Source organism: uncultured Sphingobacterium sp. (genome assembly GCF_964277905.1).
Classification (GTDB): Bacteria; Bacteroidota; Bacteroidia; order Sphingobacteriales; family Sphingobacteriaceae; genus Sphingobacterium; species Sphingobacterium siyangense.
Genome location: NZ_CAXYKD010000032.1, coordinates 62,545 through 83,764, shown reverse-complemented (window position 1 = coordinate 83,764; position 21,220 = coordinate 62,545). Strand labels below are relative to the sequence as shown.

The window sequence follows — 21,220 nt, the reverse complement described above, 5'->3', positions numbered from 1 at the left end:
TCTTTCTTTTTTAGAATCCAATATTCAAACCAAATGCAAATTGCTTCATTGTAGGATATTCTGCTCCAGATCCAACCTCCGGATCCAACCCAGGAAAATCAGTAAACATCAGTAGATTCTCTCCTGAGAAAAACACCCTTAAACTTCGTACTTTGATTTTTTCAGTTAATCTCTTGTCAAGGGTATAACCTACTTGTAGATTCCTGAGCTTCAAGAAATTTGCATTATACAACCAATAATCACTTGATTGATTATTTATATTCTCAGCAGAGGTACCTAGTTTTAATCTTGGTAAATATCCATTTTGATTAGTGCGTGGATCATCGGGTGACGCCGGATTATAGAAATAATGATTTTCCGCGACTCGTGTTGTCACTTGATTTCCACTTATTAAAATATTGCTATTATAGCCATGGTCAGTCCAATAATACTGACCACCTGCTTCTCCTGCCCAAATCATAGACATATCAAATCCTTTATAGGAGAATCCTAAATTGAAACCGTAAATGTATTTGGGACTTGTAGAAGTTCCGGTAAAATATTGATCTGCAGTATTCCCATAAATACCATCACCATTTAAATCAGCATAAATCAAGTCACCATAATACATTCTCGTCGTACCATAACTATCACCAATAGCTTGTGAGGAAGATAAAAATGAATACCCTGCAGCTTTCATTGCTTTTGCCCATTCGTAATCCTTATCTGTTCGGATCATACCTGTTGTTGGTCCACCATTGATATTAACAGAGCCATCTGCATTAAAATAAGTTCCATTACCTTTGTATACTTGACGCAAATAGAATTCATCTAGGCGATAACCTTCAAGTCTACGATTTAATCCTCCAGTGGATACATCACCTAAATTAGTCTGCCAGACCATTTTTCCGGATCCATCGTCTACCATTCCTTGTATCAACTTACCTTCATATTCCGTAACCCTATTTTTATTAAATGCAAAGTTGCCCCCTATATTATAATGGAAATCGCCAATTTTATCTCGCCAATTCAAATTTAGCTCAATACCATTGTTACGCATAGAAGCTTGATTATAATAAGGTGGGCTAGCTGTACCGGCTGAAATTGGCATCTGCGCTGTGCGAATGATGTTTGAAGTTTTACGATCATATAAATTAAACTCCACAAAGGCACGGCGATTTAATGTGGCAAATTCTAAACCCAATTCCTTGTTCTCAGAATCTTCCCACTGCAATACATTATTTCCAAATCGAGACAATCGAAGACCATTAGCCTGCGCCCCGTTGAAAGAATAACCCACCTGTCCATACACACCATGCCATCCATATACGTTCAGATCATCTCCGCCATCATTCCCTAGTTTACCCCACGATCCACGAATTTTAATATCTTGCACATAAGGATTTACTGCTTTCATAAATGATTCCTTAGACAATATATATCCTAACGAAACAGAAGGGAAAGTTCCATATTTCTTGCCAAGACCAAATTTTGAAGAACCATCTCTACGTAAGCTAAATTCGGCTAAATATTTCCCATCATAATCATAGCTAAAGCGTCCGAAGAAAGAACGCATTGAATTGTCAGATTCGAATCCTCCAATGCTGTTCATTTCTGTTCCCGTACCAACATTTGTAATAGTGGCGTCTATCAAACCTTTTGTCGAAGCACTAAATCCTGAATCATTATAATAAAATTCATTGTGGCCAACTAATGCACTAATCGAATGTTTATCAATAGTCGTACTATAGCGTAAAACATTATCAAAGGATTTTCGATAAATTTTTTCATAGGATTGTCCGGTCGTCGACTGTGCTAGATTAATAGGGCTCGTGATGATATTCATTGTAGAAAAATCATATCGTGGCGCCGGGTCTGACCAGCTTTTCACTTCATCAAAGCGGCTCTGATAGTTAAATTTGGTCTCAAACGTTAAACCCTTCCAAAGTTTGATATTGGCAAACAATGTTGAATTCAAACGTGTACGTTCATTGCTTCCCTTGTTATCATAAAGATAGGTCAGTAAGTTATTTAATTGAGAGGATTCCCCTGAACTCAGCACTGCCCCTCCAAATTTACCATCATACATCGGATAAATTCCTGGGGTAGTTTGACGCAAATAATTATAAAGGTTCGCATCCGAAGCCATAGAGCGATCTTCTTTGACAACAAATGTCTGTGTACCCACTGTTAGAAAGTCGGTAATATCTGTTTCCAAATTGACCCGCCCTTCATACCGTTTCATTCCTGTATTGTGCATAATACCAGGATTGTCTTGTATTCTTCCAGATAGGTTATATCGGATCTTATCACTGCCCCCCAATACACTTACATTATGACTCTTAAGCCAGCCATCCTCATAAATCCAATCACCCCAATTGGTATTTGGATAGGCAACGTAATTTGGTATACCCTGTGCAGTCAATCCATTTGGATCTGCATTAGCCGCTGTCCAAGCATCAATAGCACTTTGGGTGTAAGGACCTTTTTCGCCAATATTTTCAGCCGCTTCTTGGAACAAAAGCATATGCTTCAGATAATCGCTTTGAAAGACAGGTTTAATACTCGGTGTCGTACGGGAAAACAAACCTGAGTATTTTATTTGTGGAGCTTGTCCACCCTTTCCTTTTTTTGTTGTAATTAATATAACACCATTTGCTGCCCGCGCACCATATATCGCTGCAGATGAAGCATCCTTTAATACTGATATCGTTTCAATATCTTCCGGATTTACCGCATCCATTACCCCCTGAATACCGTCAATAATCACCAAAGCTTCATTATTGTTCATGGTACCTGTACCACGTACGCGAATGGTTGCTCCATCACTCCCGGGCTTACCATTACCGACTTTTACCTGAACTCCTGCGGCAAGACCCGAGAGTGCCGAAGATACGTTCGTTACCGCTCTACTTTCAAGCTTCTTGCCATCAATCGTCGCAACCGACCCTAACAATTTCGCCTTCTTCTGTTGTCCGTACCCCACGACTACAACTTCATCAATGGCAGCACTTGCACCGTCCATAGTTACATTGACGACATTGCGACCATTGACAACAACCTCTTGATTTTGATAACCGATATAGGAAACTAAGATGGTTGCATTGGAGCCAACTGACAATGAATAGGTACCGTTTGCATTTGTAGAAGTAGAAACACTTCCACCCTTTTCTCGAATCGTTACACCCGATAAAGGTGCTCCTTGACTGTCTGTAATCCGCCCCGTAATCGAAATTTTCTGTTGTGCCATACCCGCACCCACAGTAAACATCATCATAGCAGACAGTCCAACTTTGTAAAACTTTGCCATACTTTAGGAAATTAGTTTTATAATAAAAATTGGTTGTTTAATAGGCCAAAGATGAGTTTATGAGTAAATTAAGAGGGGTAAAATTCATAAATATTTGGGGGTAAAATCTTAAATTTGACACAAATACCCCATAACCATGAGCATACTACCTATTTTATCGCGACAATTTCTGCTGTTGATATCCATCATTTCCCTTTGTCATGCCCAGAATTTAAAATTTGAGACACTAAGCCAGGAGAACGTATTGGATAAACAGGCGATATTAACAATTGCTCAAGATAAACAAGGTAAACTTTGGTTCGGCGGCGGAGCCAACCTTTTTGTATACGACTCCCAGAATATCACTAATATTCTCGTACAGGATACCGTATTTAAAAAGGTAGGTTACATTAACAAGATTGCCATCAACGCAAACAATGACCTTTTCATTGCTACCGCAACGCAGTTATTTATTTTCGATATCGACAAACGCAAAGCGGTATTTAAACAAGGAAAACCCTTTCAAGAAAAAATTGCTGTCGCCGACATACAGTTCCTTTCAGACAAAATATTTCTGTGCACCGACAAAGGGCTCTATCAGGCTATTCCCACAGCGGGGACCTACAATCTCAAAAAACTCATTAACCAATCCAGAGTACAATCGATTATTCAGACAGGACCTGAAACCTATATCATGGCGAGCATGGATGGCATAACGTCTTTTTCATTGAAAAATAATCAAATTTCTACGAACCAGAATCTTATAGCATCTCCCCTGCCGTTAAAAGAGCAGATTTTCAGTACAATGTATCTTCATAAAAACATCCTGTGGGTTGGCACAAAATTGCATGGAATATTCCAATACAACTTCGCTGATAAAAAATGGAATAACCTAACAGAAACAAATAGCAATCTACTCAGCAATAACATCCGGAAAATTGTCCCAACTAAACAAGGAGACCTACTAATTGGAACACTAAAAGGACTCTCCATCTTTAATGGGGCACCACATTTCTTAAACTATAAACATAATACCTCCGTCAAAAACTCATTGAGTCAAAACTCTATCTATGATATCTTTATTGATCGACAACAGATCACCTGGATAGGAACTTATTTTGGAGGAATCAATGCCATCTACCCCGATCTGATCCCCATACAGCATTATTCAACACGTTCGCGTCCCGGTCTCAGCCTTAATAGCGATATCACCGGCAGTTTCGCAGAGTCAGAAAATGCGTTTTGGATTGGAACAGAAGAAGAAGGAATCAACAAAATTGACAAAAGAACAGAAACGACCTCTCCTTTGTCTAAATTAACCCAGTCAAACCTGATCAAGGATCTATACGTTAGAGATAACAAAATTTATGCAGCACAGTATGGCGGCGGTTATTCAATTATCGATGCACAATCTGGAAACACACAACACTTTTACCTTGAAAAAGATCTCCTGAATCTCAAAAATAATATTTATAGCATTTACGTCGATCCCGTACATCGCATTTACCTCGGAACCAATAAAGGGCTTTACATCGTCGATCCTGGAAAACCTGCAGCATATAACGCTGCATTAAAAACAGGTACAATTGATGATATCCAAGCGGACAATAGACAGCAGACTTATTTTCTCAGAGGAGGTACACTTTTTCGCAAAAAACCGAATGAATCAAACATAAAACCAATAAAACAGCTGGATACATTGACACTAGGTGGGTTTTATGTTCATCCGAACGGGGACATATGGCTGACATCCAAAGAATACTTATATCATTTTGATCAGCGCGATCACTTAACCAAGGTATCTCGCTTTCCGAACAATTCGCTAGGCTGGCCCATCTTTGTGAACAATCAGGTATGGCTTACCAGTAAAAATGGATTAATATGCTTTAATCCCAAAACAAAACATAGCTACCTCCTGAATCAGTATGACGGTTTACCGGTAAAAAATCTACTTGGAGCCAAAGTCTTTGCCAGCAAAACAGGAACACTATTCGTTACAACACTCAATGGTGTAGTTGCCCTGGATACCCGAACAATAATTTTCAATCAGACTATCCCCGAGGTACTCTTCCGAAATATCTTTCTCGAAGAGACACCATTGAACTACGGACGGCTTCAGAAAACAACAGATCCCAACAGCTATCAGCTCAAACTCCGACATGATGAAAACTTTGTTACAATTAATTTCTCAGGTTCTAATTTCATCAAACCACAAAAGAATAGATACCGATACAAACTCGATGGTTTTGACAAGGATTGGGTTGAAACAAGTACTCCGTCAATACGATATACCAATATTCCAGTCGGAATGCATACTTTGACCATATTCGCCAGTAACAACGATGGCATTTGGAGCAGTATACCCCTACGGATCAATATCGATATTAAACCTCCCTTTTGGAGAACCTGGTGGGCCTATCTGTTGTATGCCGGCTTGTTTACCTTGGGTGTACATTTTGTCATCAAGTTTGTTGTCGAACGTGAGATGTTGATCAATTCAGAACGGGAACAGGAAAAGAAAATAAAATTCTTTACACAGATATCGCACGAAATTCGCACACCGTTGACTTTGATTACAGCTCCATTGGACGAAATTATTTCCGAAACGGCCAATCTGACTTCTACACAAAACAAAGTAAAACGGATAAAAAAGAATGCCAGTAAACTCCTTGGTGTAATCAACGAGTTGCTGGACTTTAAAAAATTCGATGACAAACACTTTGTACTGAAGAAAACCGACATCTCTTTTAGAGAATACATAGAAGATACGTTCTACTTACTGAATGACCTTGCCAAAACAAAACATCTCAACTATTATATACGTCAGTTGGATGCTGTAGGACTGCAGTCCATCGATACGGTGCAATTTGACAAAGTGATGTTTAACCTACTCTCCAATGCCATCAAATACACGCCCGAATATGGTACGGTCTATCTGGATCTGATCGAAAGCGATGACTCGTTTTCCATAAACATAATTGATAACGGCATTGGCATTGCCACAGACAATCAGTTTAAAATATTTGAAGAATACTATCGTGAAGACCAAGCTAATGATGCGATCGGCACAGGCATTGGATTGGCACTTACCAAACAAATTGTACTGCAGCACAAGGGAGATATTCGTTGCTTTTCACAGGACGATGAAAAAGGAAAATGGACGGTATTTACGGTAACCTTACCGAAACAAGCTGGCGAGAAAGTAGAGCCGCAAGCAATAGGCCTCCTTGCAAAGGAAACAGAAGACGTTAGCATACTGGTACCAAGCACGCTTGATACTTCCTTGCAACAAACTATTTTAATTGTAGAAGACAATAAAGAATTATTAGCAACAGTTGTCAATCTATTTCAGGACACCTACACAGTCATTACAGCCGGCAATGGTGAAGAGGCTCTTTCCAAGGCATTGGAATATATCCCGGATCTGATTATTTCGGATCTAATGATGCCTTATATGGATGGTGCTCAGCTATGCCAGGCCATTAAAACAAATATGATGACCAGCCATATACCATTCATCTTGCTGACTGCTGTAACCGATAGCAATTCCCAAACTTTAGCCTTGGAACATGGCGCTAACATCTACTTGACAAAACCTTTCGACAATAAACAGCTTTTCCTTTCCGCTCAGAATCTCATGGCAGTCAGTCAGAAAAGAAGCACAGAATTTGAAGTCAAAACAGCTACTTTTGACAATGAGCTTGATGCACAATTCATCTCATCCTTAAATCAGTTGATCGAAGAAAATATTCAATCAGATGGCTTTGATGTAAATTTTATAGCGCGAACAATGGGAATGAGCGCTCCAATTCTCTATCGCAAGTTGAAGGCCATATCCAATTTGTCACTCAACAATTATGTCAAAACGTATAGGTTAAACAAAGCGAAAGAATTACTGACATCGACCATGAATATCAGTGAAGTTGCTTATGCAGTGGGCTTTTCCGATAGGAAATACTTCAGTAAGGAATTTAAAAAACAGTTTGGATACAATCCATCGGAACAGATCGCGACGCCTAACCAAAGTAGCTAAACCCTGCTATATCGAATTGTGGTCTCTATAAGACCCAATAAACTCCGTAAGACCCAATAAAAAGACAGAGGTGGCTACGCCACCTCTGTCTTTTAGCTTTAACTACGCTTTTAATCAAGTTCGAGTCTTACTTAAAACAAATCATTTTTTAAACGATCTGATCCCACTAAAATAAGCTTTTAGCTGTTGACAGCCTTATTTAGCAATCTCTTTGATCATTGGCTCGCCCGCCAATAAGCGTTGGTATCGGACCAGGGCCTCCACATAATAATAATCGGCATAGGTCAAAGGCACATCGATTTCCGAATTTAACGGTAGCGCTCCAACGCTGTGTTGTAAGATATAACCTCCATTTTGACCATGAGATGCCAGATAAGGGGCCTTGGACAGGCTTTTTAGAATCGTTTCTGCTTTTTCAAAATAATTCAGGGCTTCGCTTCCTTTTGTATATTGTGAGAGTTCTAACAATGCAGATGCATATAATGCCGCCGCAGACACATCTCGTAGATCCTTATTTGGATACATTTTATCTGACTGTGCAATTTTGTCTTTATCAAAATCCCAATAAGGAACCAGATCAGCAGGCAAATTCGGATTGCTTAAGATATACTTTGCGATTTGCTGGGCCTGCTTCAAAAATTCTTTCTTCTTTGTCTCGCGATACATCATGGTATAACCATACAGTGCCCATCCCTGCCCTCTTGACCATGCCGATTCATCAAATGCGCCCTGATGGGTCTTTTTACCAATGGCCTTACCTGTGTTTTTATCATAATCGATCACATGGTATGAACTATAATCTTTTCTAAAGTGATTTTTCAAGGTTGTTTCAGCATGAGATACCGCAATATCATAGAATTTTTTATCTCCAGTTAATTTAGACACCTGTGTCAAAAACTCCAGGTTCATCATATTATCGATTATAACCGGATACTGCCATGATCCGTGATCCCAAGAACGGATCGTTTTGGTAATGGGACTATAGCGAGATGCTAAGGAATTCGCACCGGTACTGAGTACTGGTTCATACTTTTGCGTATCGCCCGTGAGACGAAGTGCATTTCCGAAACTACAGAATAACATAAACCCTAAATCATGTGTGCCCTTGTTGTTCTTTTCTTTTTCTAGATAGGTCAATTTCTCGGTTGCTTTCTTTAGTAACCCTTCATCTTTGGTTCCTTCATATAAATACAACAATGTCCCTGGATAAAAACCCGAACACCACCAGCTCGACGAAGAAAATACCTCTTTGCCATTTTCGAAAGTTTTTGGAAACTTTTCTGTCGGAGTTTCGTTCGCCAGGACTTTTATTTGCTTCGCTGCATCATCTAGCTGCTGCTGAATAAACGCTTTGGATAGATTCGGTTTTGCCGTTTGCGCCTGAACGACAGTCGAAGTACCCAAAATGGCCAATAATAACACGGAAAGTTGTTTTAATTTCATTATTTTCTATTCTTTTATTTTTATTTGGTCAGCGCATTAGCGCTTTAATTCTATACCTAAATAATCCGCTCTTTTTCTCTATTTCAATTGATCGAGGAATATTAATCAATTGGCTCAGGGAGCTTGAATATTCAGTTTCCTCATCGTAATTTCTTTAACTTACCTTTTATCAATGTACATTAATCAAAGCGATTGCCCCCTTATCAAGCTTCAGATCAATTATTCCGTCTTTCCTTATATCAAACGTACCTTTTCCTTGTATCTTTACCTCTGGTATTCCGATATCGGATTTTAAACGTAGACGACCTCCATATTGACTTTTGATCCGGATGTTGGCCGTTTTTCCATTTTTCCGCTCTGCTGATACGAGATTTCCACCATCTGTCAAAAAATTGGTAAAGGAAACATCCTTCCATTTATGAGGAATAGCAGGAAAAACGCGTAATACACCATTCCAATACTGCATACATAATTCTTGAATACTGGCCATCGCTGCCAGTGGAGTTTCTATCACCGGACCGCTTTCAGCATATAGTGTATTGGCTTTAATATATTTCTGCAATAGCACATCCAGCGAAGCCAAAGCCGAGTCTCCTCTTCCCATCATGGCATACATAGAGGCAGCCCCCGTAAATGAATAGCCTTGCAACAATTGCTTTTTGCTCTGCCAACGTGCAATAGAGCGCTCAATAAGAGCTTGATTATTTACCTGATCCCAGTTTATATCGTAAAAAGGATAAATCATCATTAGATGCGAATAGTGACGATGCGACTCGCCATAGGGAAGATCTTTTGCGATCATAAAGCCGTCGACATCTTGTGGATAATCAATCAAGTTGGCCAATACCTCTTTCCAGACAGCATGAAGTTTATCCTTGCCGCCTCTTTCTTGATCCAGCTCAATAAGCGTCTTGAGCCCCCATTTAAAAATAGAAAGATCATAATTTGTATCATAAGCATACCCTTTTGAATATTCTGGTGAATAAGTTTTCACACCGATATGGTATTTTCCTGCTTGATTCTTTTCCAATAAGTGCAAATGATAATTTATCGCTTCCTTCAGTAGCGGAAATAAACGATCATATACTTCCTGCGACAGGGTCGCTCGATAATATTGATAATAACTATGCAACAGCCATACGAGATTCCCTAGCTCCTTTTCTCCATCGGAAGCCGCATCCAATGAAACATTTTTTGCCAGAAGAACAGGACTCCATAAGCTTGGCCCCGAAGAGCGACCTACAGCCAAACTGTTATAGCGATAAGGCTCGGGAACATTTTGTCTTAAATTATCTTTATTCCGATCAATCATCTGAATAAACGAGTTTGCAATACCGAGCTGGTTCGCTTTGAAAACAGGGGAATAAGCAAGTTGCATATTAAGATTAAGCCAGTACGCTGGCCACGGAGTTGGACTTGTCCAGGGCCCCTGTAAATCCATAGCGGGTTTATCTGACCTTGTTGCACTGGCAAGCTTATACAGTTGCATATCATAAAACTGCTTGTAAACCGTATCTGGCAGCTCCAGTGTAGATGCTGCAAAATAGTCTGTCCACCACTTGCGATGGGACGCCAGTCCCTTCGTTAACTTTTGCTCATTAAAATTCTGAACATAATTGATCGCCTTTTTGACATAAGCGGTTCCTTGCTGGTTATAATCCACAGTAATTAAATAGGTATCCACTTCTTTGCAGGATCTGCCACAATAAGCCGTCACATACCCTCCCCCCGCTAGAAGAGGCTGATCAAAATATTTTGTTTCGCCTTCGATGCCAAAACTTCCTTTTGGATTTGTCGGATAGTTTTTCGGTTTTTGCGTATAGCTGAATCCCATCCTTGGGCTGATGGCTTCGTCGGGTTTCCATGTAAGATGGTAATTCCCGTTAAAATCTTTTTTAAATACCTCTAGCAAAATAATGTTGTCATTTGATAAGGTGGTCGTCCGAATTCTCACCATCCCTTGGTCTGTGCCGACTTTCGCCTCAGCATAGGCATCTTTTAAATGAATTTCTCCTTGTGCCTGCACAATAGGGCTTTCAAATTCCAATTCAAAATGACCTAACGACATACGTGCCTGATCAAACAATTTATCGGCCGAATTCGCTCGATGATCATAAATATCAGTTCTTCCAATATCGACACGCATCGAATTCTTACCGGCTAAGTAAGTCATCGTTCCCAGGAGACCATTTCCGGTAAACACACCTTCATAAATGGTATACCCCAGTGCGGGAATTCTAAATTGTGCTGCCCCCAAAAATGGCTGGCATAGGATGCAAACGAGTAAAAACAGTATTCTTAGATTCATCATTAGGATTTAATGCTATCAGAGCGACCATAAAGATGCTGGATTATTCTCCTCAAATCAAGCCTCTTTTACGAAAACGATTGAGGAAAACCTAGATTCAAGCTCTTCTCTGTCCATCACATCGAATAGCTACCTCGCTGAAATGTAACAATTTAGTAGATAAAACAACACAGCATAGGCAATAATGGGGTAGCTATATATGAAAGAAATGAATTCAACAGTATTCTTTTGTTATTTTTTAACAAAACACAAATAAACAATACGTAAAATTTTAGTTATCAGTTTACATTTATCAGTTTTTTATCTATTTTTAAGATTAAATATCCAATGCCGTTATTTTTAACAGCCTAATAGTGGATCAATTATAAAACAACTAATCCAACCAAAATGAAAGAACAGAATTCATCAAGGCGTGATTTCATAAAAAAATCCGTGGTCGGTGCTGCGGCATTTTCTATTGTACCACGCTTTGTACTCGGAGGACAGGGCTATCTTGCTCCGAGCGACCATCTAACCAAAGGTGTAATTGGTGTCGGCAATATGGGCCGTGGACACTTTGGCTACGCCGGAACTAAAACAGTAGCCATTTGTGATGTGGACAAAACCCATCTAGCGGCAGCACAAGCAGACTTAGGCGGTGGTGTGAAGGAATACCATGACTTTAGGGAGTTGATTAAATCTCCAGAAGTAGATATTGTGCATATTGCTACTCCGCCACATTGGCATGGACTGATGTCCATTGAAGCGGCAAAAGCAGGAAAAGATATCTGGTGTGAAAAACCAATGACACGTACTATCGGTGAGGGTAAAAAAGTGAAAGAAGCCATTGCACAACATGGCAATATCTTCCGTTTAAATACCTGGTTTCGTTTCAAGGATGACTTTTATGGAATGAATGTTCCAGTAAGCAAAATCAAAAAATTAGTTGATACTGGCATGTTAGGTTGGCCTTTGAAAGTTACGATAAGCAAACATACCGGCTTTGACTGGAAGTTCTATTGGGTAGGAAAAGAAAATTTACCAGAGGAGAAAGTACCGGCTGAACTTGACTACGATTTTTGGTTAGGTCCGGCGCCATATAAGCCTTACAATAAACACCGCGTGCATACCACTTTTAGAGGATATTGGGATTATGATGGTGGCGGTCTAGGAGATATGGGACAACATTATATGGATCCTGTTCAATACTTCTTAGGTAAAGACAACGAAAGCCCGGTTACCGTCGACGTTGATGCTCCGCAGCAACATCCGGATGCCGTGGGCACATGGAGACGAATTACATTTACCTATGCCGATGGTTGTCAGATCATTTTAGACGGTGAAGCGAAAGATGAAAAGGCAGCCTATATTGAAGGTCCAAAAGGTAAATTATATCGAGGATTCCAATCAGATATACCGGATTTGGAAAGAAAACTTGCACAGTACCCTGAACCTGCACCACAGATTACTGACTTCTTGGAATCCGTTCGTACAAGAGAAAAGTTTGCACTGAATGAAATCAATGGACACCGCTCTTGTACCTTGGTCAACATGGGATTAGCAGCATTGCGACTGAACAGATCACTAAAATATGACTCCCAAAATGAGCTATTTATTAATGACGACGCCGCAAATAGATTAATTCACCAACCAATGAGAGGCCCTTGGTCTATTTAAAAAGATATCCTAATGAAAAGAATATTCAATTCGCTGACCGTATTGCTTCTTATATCTAGTGCAACCTACGCTCAGCAACCACAAAATAGAACGACTGCAACTAAAATAGCAGACGTATTGGCACAACAGCCGGCTGAAGAAAAAGAAAAGTTTTTACTTGCCATGCATGAGCTGGAAGGTTTTTCTTCTGATGATGTCGTTACGTTCCTCAAAGGACTTAAAACACCAGGCAGCAACAATGCTCCGATAGAGTTTGCGGCAAACAGCTATTCGTTTTACGTAAACCAACCAGGCAAAGAACAGCAGAAAAGAGTGTTTGTTGAAGGATTGGCAAAATCCATAGCGCAATTGAGTGAACCAACAAATCAGGTCTTTGCCCTACGCCTGTTACGTCAATGCGCCGATAATACAGCTATACCGGCTGTCGCTAATTGTTTGACAAACGATTATCTTGCCGATGCAGCAGCGAGAACCCTAGTATCTATTCGTACCCCTGAATCGACAGCAGCCTTAGAAAAAGCTTTAGCAGCATCCACAACAGAGAAAACGGCCATTGCCCTGGTTACAGCACTCGGAGATCTAAAAGATAAAAATGCTGAAAGTGCCATTTTAGGATTAACGCAAAAATATAATTCGGATGGCTTCCAAAGGACAGCATTAATCGCGCTGAGCAAAATCGGGGGCACAGCTTCTGAGTCGCTATTCCAGGAAAAACTAAATGCTGCCGGCTATAGCTATGACAAATTGGATGCAGTAGGACTTGGTATTGACTATGCTCAAGCATTGATCGACAATAAACACGACCAAGATGCGGTTAAGTTCCTAAACAAGTTTTTCCAGGAATCACAAAAAGTAAAATCGATCAACGGCCAAATTGCATCGCTTAAATTATTGACGACCATCGACCCAGCGAAACAACAAAAGAACTTGTTAGCAGCTGTTAAGAGCGATAATGGTGCTTACCGTAACATTGCATTACAATTACTCGGAAAATACGGAAAAGGCGCCGACGCGAAAAGCTTGCTTGCTTTAGCAAGCAAGGGTACGCCTGAAGTGCAAGAAAGTGTATTGAACTACTTAGCCCACAATGGTTCGGCAAGCAGCTTAAAACTAATCCAGGCATTAGTAAATAAAACACAGTCTCCCGTAACTAAATTAGCTGGATTAAGTGCACTAAATACACTATCTCAGGGTAAAGAAACCAATACCTTAATCCAGGCGCTCAACGCTGATCAACAATTCAACAATTCGGTAAAAGCATTAATCCTTTCATCGAAAGATGCAAATGTCGTTACTGATGTCAACAATGCACTTGCCACTGTAGACGACGACAAAAAGATTCAATTGCTGGATATTTTAAGTAAACGTTCAAACAATGCTTCATCCAAAGCTGTATTAGCCATAAAGAGTGCGAACCCTGCTGTCGAAGAAGCGATCAACAAAGCACTCCCAAATGTAGCCCAGGAATCGGACTTAGAAGAACTATTCAGTAGGTTAAACAATACGACAGACAATAAATCTGCCGTGCTATTGCAACGTGCCATTGTCAATGTGGTTCAGTCAAGCACAAATTCAAAAGGATTAACAGAAAAACTAGCAGCAAATATATCGAAGTCTGCAGCGCCTAATACCGCTAAGTATTTCCCTATTTTTGCTGGGCTTGGTGACGCCCAGTCATTGAAAGCTGTAACTGCATACCTTAACAACAATAATACAGGTCTACGGTCCGCAGCAATTGAGTCTTTGGCTGGCTGGTCTACCTCCAACGCACTACCAGAATTGGTATCTCTTTCCCGAACAGAAAAAGACGATAATCTTTTCAATACGGTATACAGAGGATTAATTAAATCAATTTCTTCTTCTTCGAATACACCTGAACAGAAAACTTTGCTATTAAGAGATGCATTCAACGTTGCCAAAACAGCAGATCAGAAAAAAGCAGCATTATCTGCGTTACAACCTACAGGAACATACCAGTCTTTAGTTTTTGCTGCCGATTTAATGAGCGACGCTCAACTTGGCGGAACTGCGGCCAATGTAGCGATGAACATTGCAATGGACAACAAGTTCTATGGCAAAAAGGTTAGAGAGGTTCTTGAACAGGTAATCGGTAAATTGTCGGGTAGTGAAAGTGGATACCTTAAAGAAGCTGTTGTTCGCTATCTCGCTGAAATGCCAATCAAAGAAGGTTATGTTTCGATGTTCAATGGTAAAGACCTAAGTGGCTGGAAAGGTTTGGTAGCGGATCCGATCAAACGCAGTAAAATGAACGAGAAAACTTTAGCAGCAGAACAAGCTAAAGCCGACGATATCATGCGCAAAGGTTGGACAGCATCCAATGGTGAAATTGCCTTCAGTGGTAAAGGCGATAATCTGGCGACCGTAAAGAAATATGGTGATTTTGAAATGCTGGTAGACTGGAAATTGGAAAACTATGGCGGTATAGAAGGTGATGCCGGTATCTACTTGAGAGGTACTCCCCAAGTACAAATTTGGGATATTGCGAATACAAGAGTCGGCGCCCAAGTTGGCTCTGGCGGGTTATATAACAACCAGAAAAATGAAAGCAAACCATTGAAGGTTGCCGACAATGCTACTGGCGAATGGAATACGTTTAAAATCAAAATGGTAGACGATAAAGTCACAGTTTGGTTAAATGGACAGTTAGTAACCGATAATATTCCTCTTGAAAACTATTGGGATAGAAACCAATCAATTTTCCCTACCGAACAAATTGAGTTACAAGCGCATGGTTCAGTTGTTTATTATAGAGATCTTTTTATCAAGGAATTCCCAAGAAAACAAATCTTTAAATTGAGTGATCAAGAGAAAAAAGAAGATTTTGAAGTACTTTTTGATGGAACAAACCTCGACAAGTGGACAGAAAACCAAGCTTATGTTGTCAACGACGAAGGTTATATCTGGGTGTATCCAAATGCAAAATTTGGTGGAAACCTTTACACAAAAGAAGAATATGCAGACTTCATTTATCGCTTCGACTTCAAATTAACGCCTGGTGCCAACAATGGTGTGGGAATACGCGCTCCTCTGGAGGGAGATGCCGCATATGAGGCTATGGAAATCCAGGTACTTGATGATGGTGCAGATGTTTATAAAGACTTGAAGCAATACCAATATCACGGTTCAATTTATGGAGTTGTTCCTGCAAAAAAAGGTCATTTAAAACCTGTAGGTGAATGGAACTCCGAGGAAATCGTGGTGAAAGGAAATCGCATCAAAGTTACACTGAATGGCGCGGTTATCGTGGATGCGGATATCGCCGAGGCAAGCAAAAATGGAACGCTGGATGGCAAACAACATCCTGGGCTCAAACGGACCTCTGGTCATATCGGGTTTCTAGGACACGGTACCGAAGTATTCTTTAAAGATATTCGAGTAAAAAAACTCAAATAGTCTAAACTTATACGCAGAGAGGGGATAAGGAATCTTATCCCCTCTCTGCTAATTAGCCCACTTGCTTGTCAAGTGAGAAAAATAACCAAATGATTCCAAAACTTTTGCTAAATTAAAGCCCTGAGGATTCTATTTCAAAATATGACGTTTTATGACTAAAGCCGTAAACTTACTGATTAACAAAAAATTGGAGAGTAAACCTGAAAAGAAAAATCTGTTCAATAAAATCTCCATTATAAAATTAATAGCCGAATTAGGATCTGTATCGGTAAATGACATTGTAAAAAACCTCTATTTAAGCCTGCCTACGGTAAATAGCCTCATTGCAGAATTGCTGGAAGATGATTTTATCCGTCAATTTGACAAAGGAGAATCTATTGGTGGACGTAAACCCAATTTATATAAGCTATGTGATGGATTATTTCAGGTGCTATCGATTGAACTCCAACGTTTCTCCATCACACTGAGCATAATGGACAACAACCAGAACATTATTGCTGAAACTGTTGAGCTGGATAATGAATTATCTCGAAATGGAGAAAATCTAGCCGCTATCACACAAATCGTTGATCAATATCTTATCGATAAATCAGTTGATACTGAGAACCTAACAGGGATTATTATTGGCATGCCAGGACTAATCAATGCTGAAGAAGGTACTAACGAGACTTTTTTACATGACGACAATCAATCCATAACAAACTATTTTGAGCGCATATATAAAAAACCGGTCTTCATTCTGAATGACGTCAAAGGCGCAGCTTATGCTGAATTGAAATTTGGATTGGCAAAAAACACAAAAAACAGTTTAATTATCCTAATGGATTGGGGGATAGGTTTAGGAATCGTGTCCAATGGCGAAGTCTACCTAGGCCGTGATGGCTACTCCGGGGAAGTAGGACACATGCCCTTTATCGACAACGGTGAACTTTGCTACTGTGGGAAAAGGGGCTGTTTGGAAACCGTAGCTTCCGGGATTGCTTTGGTTAACAACGCTAAACAGGAAATCCAAAAAGGAGAGCTGACTAAATTAAATGAATTGCAACCCGATGAATTACAACATTTAACACCGACACATATTATTGAAGCGGCAAACAAGGGTGATCAATTTGCAATAAATCAGATTTCAAAACTAGGGACAAACCTAGGAAAAGCATTTGCATCTTTAATACAGCTACTCAATCCCGAATTGATCGTGTTGGGTGGAAAAATTGCAAAAGCAAATGAATTAATCACGATTCCGATACAACAAGCCATAAATTCCTATACCATGGCCATTTTGAAGGAACATTGTGACATAAAAGTGTCAAGTCTAAATCTCGACAGCAATACCGTGGGTCTGACAAATTATTTTATCACGAAGTACTTATCGGTTGAATTGCTTCATAAATCCAAAATCTAGAACTGCCCTGTACTCAACAAGACAAGAGTACAGGCTCTTTCTGTCTTAATACCGTGCTCCATAGCGAGCTGTTCCAATTCTGCATTCTCCGCACCAGGATTAAATATTATTCGTTTTGGCTTCGTCGCTAATATATAATCGTAATATTCTTTCTGATTAGGCTCACTAAGATACATTGTCACAGTATCAATATCCGTATAGATCTCACCTTTCTTTTCAATAGGAACTCCGGCGGCTTCCCCTCCACTCAAGCCAATATTGACGATAGCATGCCCATGTTTATGCAACATATTTGCAGCTTTATTCGAATAACGTGAAGGATTGGTACTAGCACCTAAAATCAATGTTTTTTTCATCCCTTTTTATATCTTTTGTGTTTACCTGTTGTATGCATACTCAGTGCATGTAGATTATCTTCTTTGCCTTCTCGTTACAATAGGATAAAGAAGATAATCTAAATTCTCAAAGTAGCATCGCCCAAAAATTACTCATCGATGATAAAATCACCATGGTTGCTATACGCATTTTTACGCAATACTGGCATTCCCATGATTTTATAAAGCTCGTCCAATTTGACCAAGCTTCCATTTGTCATATTAGAAAGTAAAACAATAACTATGTTTCTCTTTAAATCTCTTACATAAATATGTCTAAAACCGTGCCACCAACCTGTATGGTATACGATATGATCATTACCATGCTCAAACGTACGCCAACCATAACCATAGCTAAAAATTCCCTTTTTGGCATCCGGATATCCTCGGTATGCCGAATCCAATGTTGACTGCTTTAACAATCGTCCATCTCTCAAAGCAAGATCAAAACGATAAAGGTCACGCACTGTACTATAAATTCCTTTGTCACCAAGCGGTCCATCCTGAAAATTTTGCACGACCGATCTTCGCCATACCTTGTCATGCCCAATAACGTTAGTCGGAATTTTATCATACACTGCCTTAGAAAGTGCAGCTGTATTTGTCATTCCTGCAACATTAAATACGCTATCTTTCATATACGTAGCGTAATCTTGCTTTGATATCTTCTCAATAATGGCCCCTAAGACCATAAAGTTGGAGTTATTGTAAAAGAAACGCCCTCCTGGCGCACCATAGCGATTGGGTTTAAATTCAGTCAGCATTTTCATCACATCCTGATTCGTCATTCCCTTCTTACGATCAGGCCAATGTTCCTCGGAAAAATAAACATAATTAGGTAATCCCGAACGGTGTGTCAATAACATTTTTATGGTAATACCAGGATAAGGAAAATCCGGATAGAAGTCATTGATCGTTTGATCGAGACGTAACTTTCCTGCCTCTACTAACTTTAAAATTCCGACAGCTGTAAGCGGTTTAGAAACGGAAGCGAGTTCAAATTTGTCATCAATTTTTAGACTATCCCGTTTTAAGTAATTGGCCCAGCCGAATGTATTCTGATATAAGATTTTACCATCTTTCGCAACAAGAACATTCCCATTGAATGCAGCTTTTGAATGAAGATTTTTCATAAAAGCATCGATCTTCTGATCTGCATTATTTGGATTATAGACGAGCCTTGTGCTATCCACTTTTGCCTGCGCTATCGCTGCTTCCTTCTGTTTTTTCTCTTTTGAACTACAAGCCACTGTAGATACAAACAAAAGAGCGACCATTCCCTTTAAAAAAAATAATTTCACTATACTAAGTCTCCCGGATTTTTGTGTTTTCTGTATTGTATATCAATAAATACCCCCTATTTCCTGTGTCCTAAATAATATCAAATTATTGAAGCTCGTAATAGAAGGACCAGCATACTGATAATAATGCTAAAATGAAGATTTTAGTATAAAAAAACGAATTTTTCCCTACAATAATTGTTATTCATCGTATATGTTACCTTTTTTACGCACAGCGTCTCTTTCACTATAGCGTTGAACAACGTGTGCTTCCTTCAACCAAACGGATAACGATAGAAATTATCGGTAAAAAAAGCTTTCCTGTGGAATGAGCTTAATCAATTAAGGCCATAAAAAAAGCCACTTTATTACTAAAGTGGCTTTTAATTCCTCTATTAAAGGATTATGCTAATAATCTTACTGGATTTTCAACCAAAGATTTTAATGTTTGCAAAAATGCAGCTCCAGTTGCACCATCAACCACACGGTGATCACAACCCAAAGTCACTTTCATTACATTACCAGGAACTACAGCTCCGTTTTTAACTACAGGAACTGCTTGAATAGCACCAACAGAAAGAATAGCTCCATCTGGTGAATTGATAATGGATGTAAATTCATCAATTCCAAACATACCTAAGTTGGAAACTGTAAATGTAGATCCTTCCCAATCCGCAGGCTGTAATTTTTTAGCTTTCGCCTTTTGGGCGAAGTCTTTCACCTCTGCAGAGATATGTGACAATGATTTACCATCTGCAAAACGCACAACAGGAACTAATAAACCATCTTCAACAGCCATTGCAACACCAATGTTGGTATGCTCATTGAAACGGATTTTATCGCCTTGCCATGAAGAGTTTACAGCAGGATGTTTTTTCAAAGCAACAGCAACAGCTTTTACAACGATATCATTGAAAGAAACTTTTACTGGAGCGACCTCATTGATCTGCGCACGAGCAGCCATTGCATTGTCCATGTCAATTGATACAGTCAAATAGAAGTGTGGAGCTGTAAACAATGACTCTGCTAGACGACGCGCAATAGTTTTACGCATTTGGTTAACTGGTTTTTCAGTATAGCGCTCTTCACCAACAAATGTAGGCAAAGTGATTGCTTTTGCTTCTGTTGCAGGAGCAGCTGCAGCTTTTGTCTCCGCAGGTTGTGCAGCAACAGGAACAAACGATTCAACGTCTTTCTTCACAATACGGCCACCATCTGCAGAACCTTTGATATCACTTAAATTGATCCCTTTTTCTTGTGCAATTTTACGTGCTAAAGGAGAAGCTTTCACACGAGAATCATCGCTTGAAGACGATGCTACCGGTGCAGCGGTTACAGCAGCAGCTGAATCAGCTTTAGGAGCTTCAGCAGTTTCCGCCTTTGCAGGTGCAGATTTTTGATTTAACAAAGGTGTGATATCAGTTCCAGCAGGACCAACGATCGCGATGATGTCGTTTACCTTTGCAGCTTGTCCAGCTTCAAGACCAACATATAACAAGGTGCCATCAGCATAAGCTGTAACCTCCATAGTCGCTTTATCAGTTTCTACATCAGCAATAGCATCGTCAGATTTAATCGTATCACCAACTTTGAAGTTCCATTGCGCAATGACCCCCTCTTTCATGGTATCACTTAACAAAGGCATTGTAATAACAGTACATCCCAATTCTTCAGGAGTTACAGTATTAGCCGAAGATTCTGGACCAGAAACTTCTTCTGCTTTTTTTTCTTCAGTTTCTTCTGGTGCTTTTTCAGCAGCAGGTGCATCACCACTCAACAATGCTTGAAAATCTTCACCCGGTTCTCCTAAAACAGCAATAACAGCATCAATAGCTACTGCTTCGCCTTCTTTGGGACCAATATATAAAAGAGTTCCTTCTTGGTAAGACTCAAAGTCCATCGTAGCTTTATCTGTTTCAATCTCAGCTACTAAATCACCAGAATTTACTTTATCACCAACTTTTTTGTGCCATTTCGCGATGACCCCTTCGGTCATTGTATCGCTCATTTTCGGCATTCTTACTACTTCAGCCATTCTTTAT

The 21,220-nt window shown here is 39.7% G+C and carries 10 protein-coding genes; 4 read left to right on the top strand and 6 right to left on the bottom strand.

What is annotated here, in order from left to right:
- Positions 1-10 precede the first annotated feature (10 nt).
- A complete protein-coding gene (locus tag ACHWSC_RS15005) occupies positions 11-3,289 on the bottom strand; it encodes a SusC/RagA family TonB-linked outer membrane protein (protein WP_394677290.1) in 3,279 nt (1,092 codons plus the stop codon).
- Between the two features lie 136 nt (positions 3,290-3,425).
- Here ACHWSC_RS15005 and ACHWSC_RS15000 point away from each other — a divergent pair, with 136 nt between their 5' ends.
- Complete coding sequence (locus ACHWSC_RS15000; RefSeq protein ID WP_394677289.1) at positions 3,426-7,301, top strand: response regulator; 3,876 nt, start codon at positions 3,426-3,428, stop codon at positions 7,299-7,301.
- A 195-nt stretch (positions 7,302-7,496) separates the two neighbouring features.
- On the opposite strand, the gene ACHWSC_RS14995 is transcribed toward ACHWSC_RS15000, so the two are convergent.
- A complete protein-coding gene (locus tag ACHWSC_RS14995) occupies positions 7,497-8,744 on the bottom strand; it encodes a glycoside hydrolase family 88 protein (protein ID WP_394677288.1) in 1,248 nt (415 codons plus the stop codon).
- Between the two features lie 169 nt (positions 8,745-8,913).
- Positions 8,914-11,055: a glycosyl hydrolase family 95 catalytic domain-containing protein gene (locus ACHWSC_RS14990; RefSeq protein ID WP_394677287.1), complete on the bottom strand. Its 2,142-nt coding sequence runs from the start codon at positions 11,053-11,055 to the stop codon at positions 8,914-8,916.
- A 384-nt stretch (positions 11,056-11,439) separates the two neighbouring features.
- On the opposite strand from ACHWSC_RS14990, the gene ACHWSC_RS14985 reads away from it, so the two are divergent.
- The 3 genes from ACHWSC_RS14985 to ACHWSC_RS14975 all read left to right on the top strand — a co-directional run bounded on the left by ACHWSC_RS14985 (position 11,440) and on the right by ACHWSC_RS14975 (position 17,524).
- Complete coding sequence (locus ACHWSC_RS14985; RefSeq protein WP_046674856.1) at positions 11,440-12,708, top strand: Gfo/Idh/MocA family oxidoreductase; 1,269 nt, start codon at positions 11,440-11,442, stop codon at positions 12,706-12,708.
- Positions 12,709-12,720: 12 nt separating this feature from the next.
- Positions 12,721-16,122 (top strand): DUF1080 domain-containing protein, encoded by a 3,402-nt coding sequence (locus ACHWSC_RS14980; protein ID WP_394677286.1) that lies wholly within the window; start codon positions 12,721-12,723, stop codon positions 16,120-16,122.
- Between the two features lie 151 nt (positions 16,123-16,273).
- Complete coding sequence (locus ACHWSC_RS14975) at positions 16,274-17,524, top strand: ROK family transcriptional regulator (RefSeq protein WP_075990861.1); 1,251 nt, start codon at positions 16,274-16,276, stop codon at positions 17,522-17,524.
- Here the strand turns inward: ACHWSC_RS14975 and ACHWSC_RS14970 are convergent.
- The 3 genes from ACHWSC_RS14970 to ACHWSC_RS14960 form a co-directional block, all read right to left on the bottom strand.
- Entirely contained in the window at positions 17,521-17,880 is a 360-nt protein-coding gene (locus tag ACHWSC_RS14970; protein WP_182983476.1) for a CoA-binding protein, read from the bottom strand. The two genes, ACHWSC_RS14975 and ACHWSC_RS14970, sit on opposite strands and share 4 nt — an antisense overlap.
- 128 nt (positions 17,881-18,008) lie before the next feature.
- Entirely contained in the window at positions 18,009-19,199 is a 1,191-nt protein-coding gene (locus ACHWSC_RS14965) for a serine hydrolase (RefSeq protein WP_075990859.1), read from the bottom strand.
- Positions 19,200-19,581: 382 nt separating this feature from the next.
- The gene (locus tag ACHWSC_RS14960; protein WP_394677285.1) at positions 19,582-21,213 is read right to left on the bottom strand and encodes a 2-oxo acid dehydrogenase subunit E2; all 1,632 of its coding nucleotides are present in this window, start codon (positions 21,211-21,213) and stop codon (positions 19,582-19,584) included.
- Between the last annotated feature and the right edge of the window lie 7 nt (positions 21,214-21,220).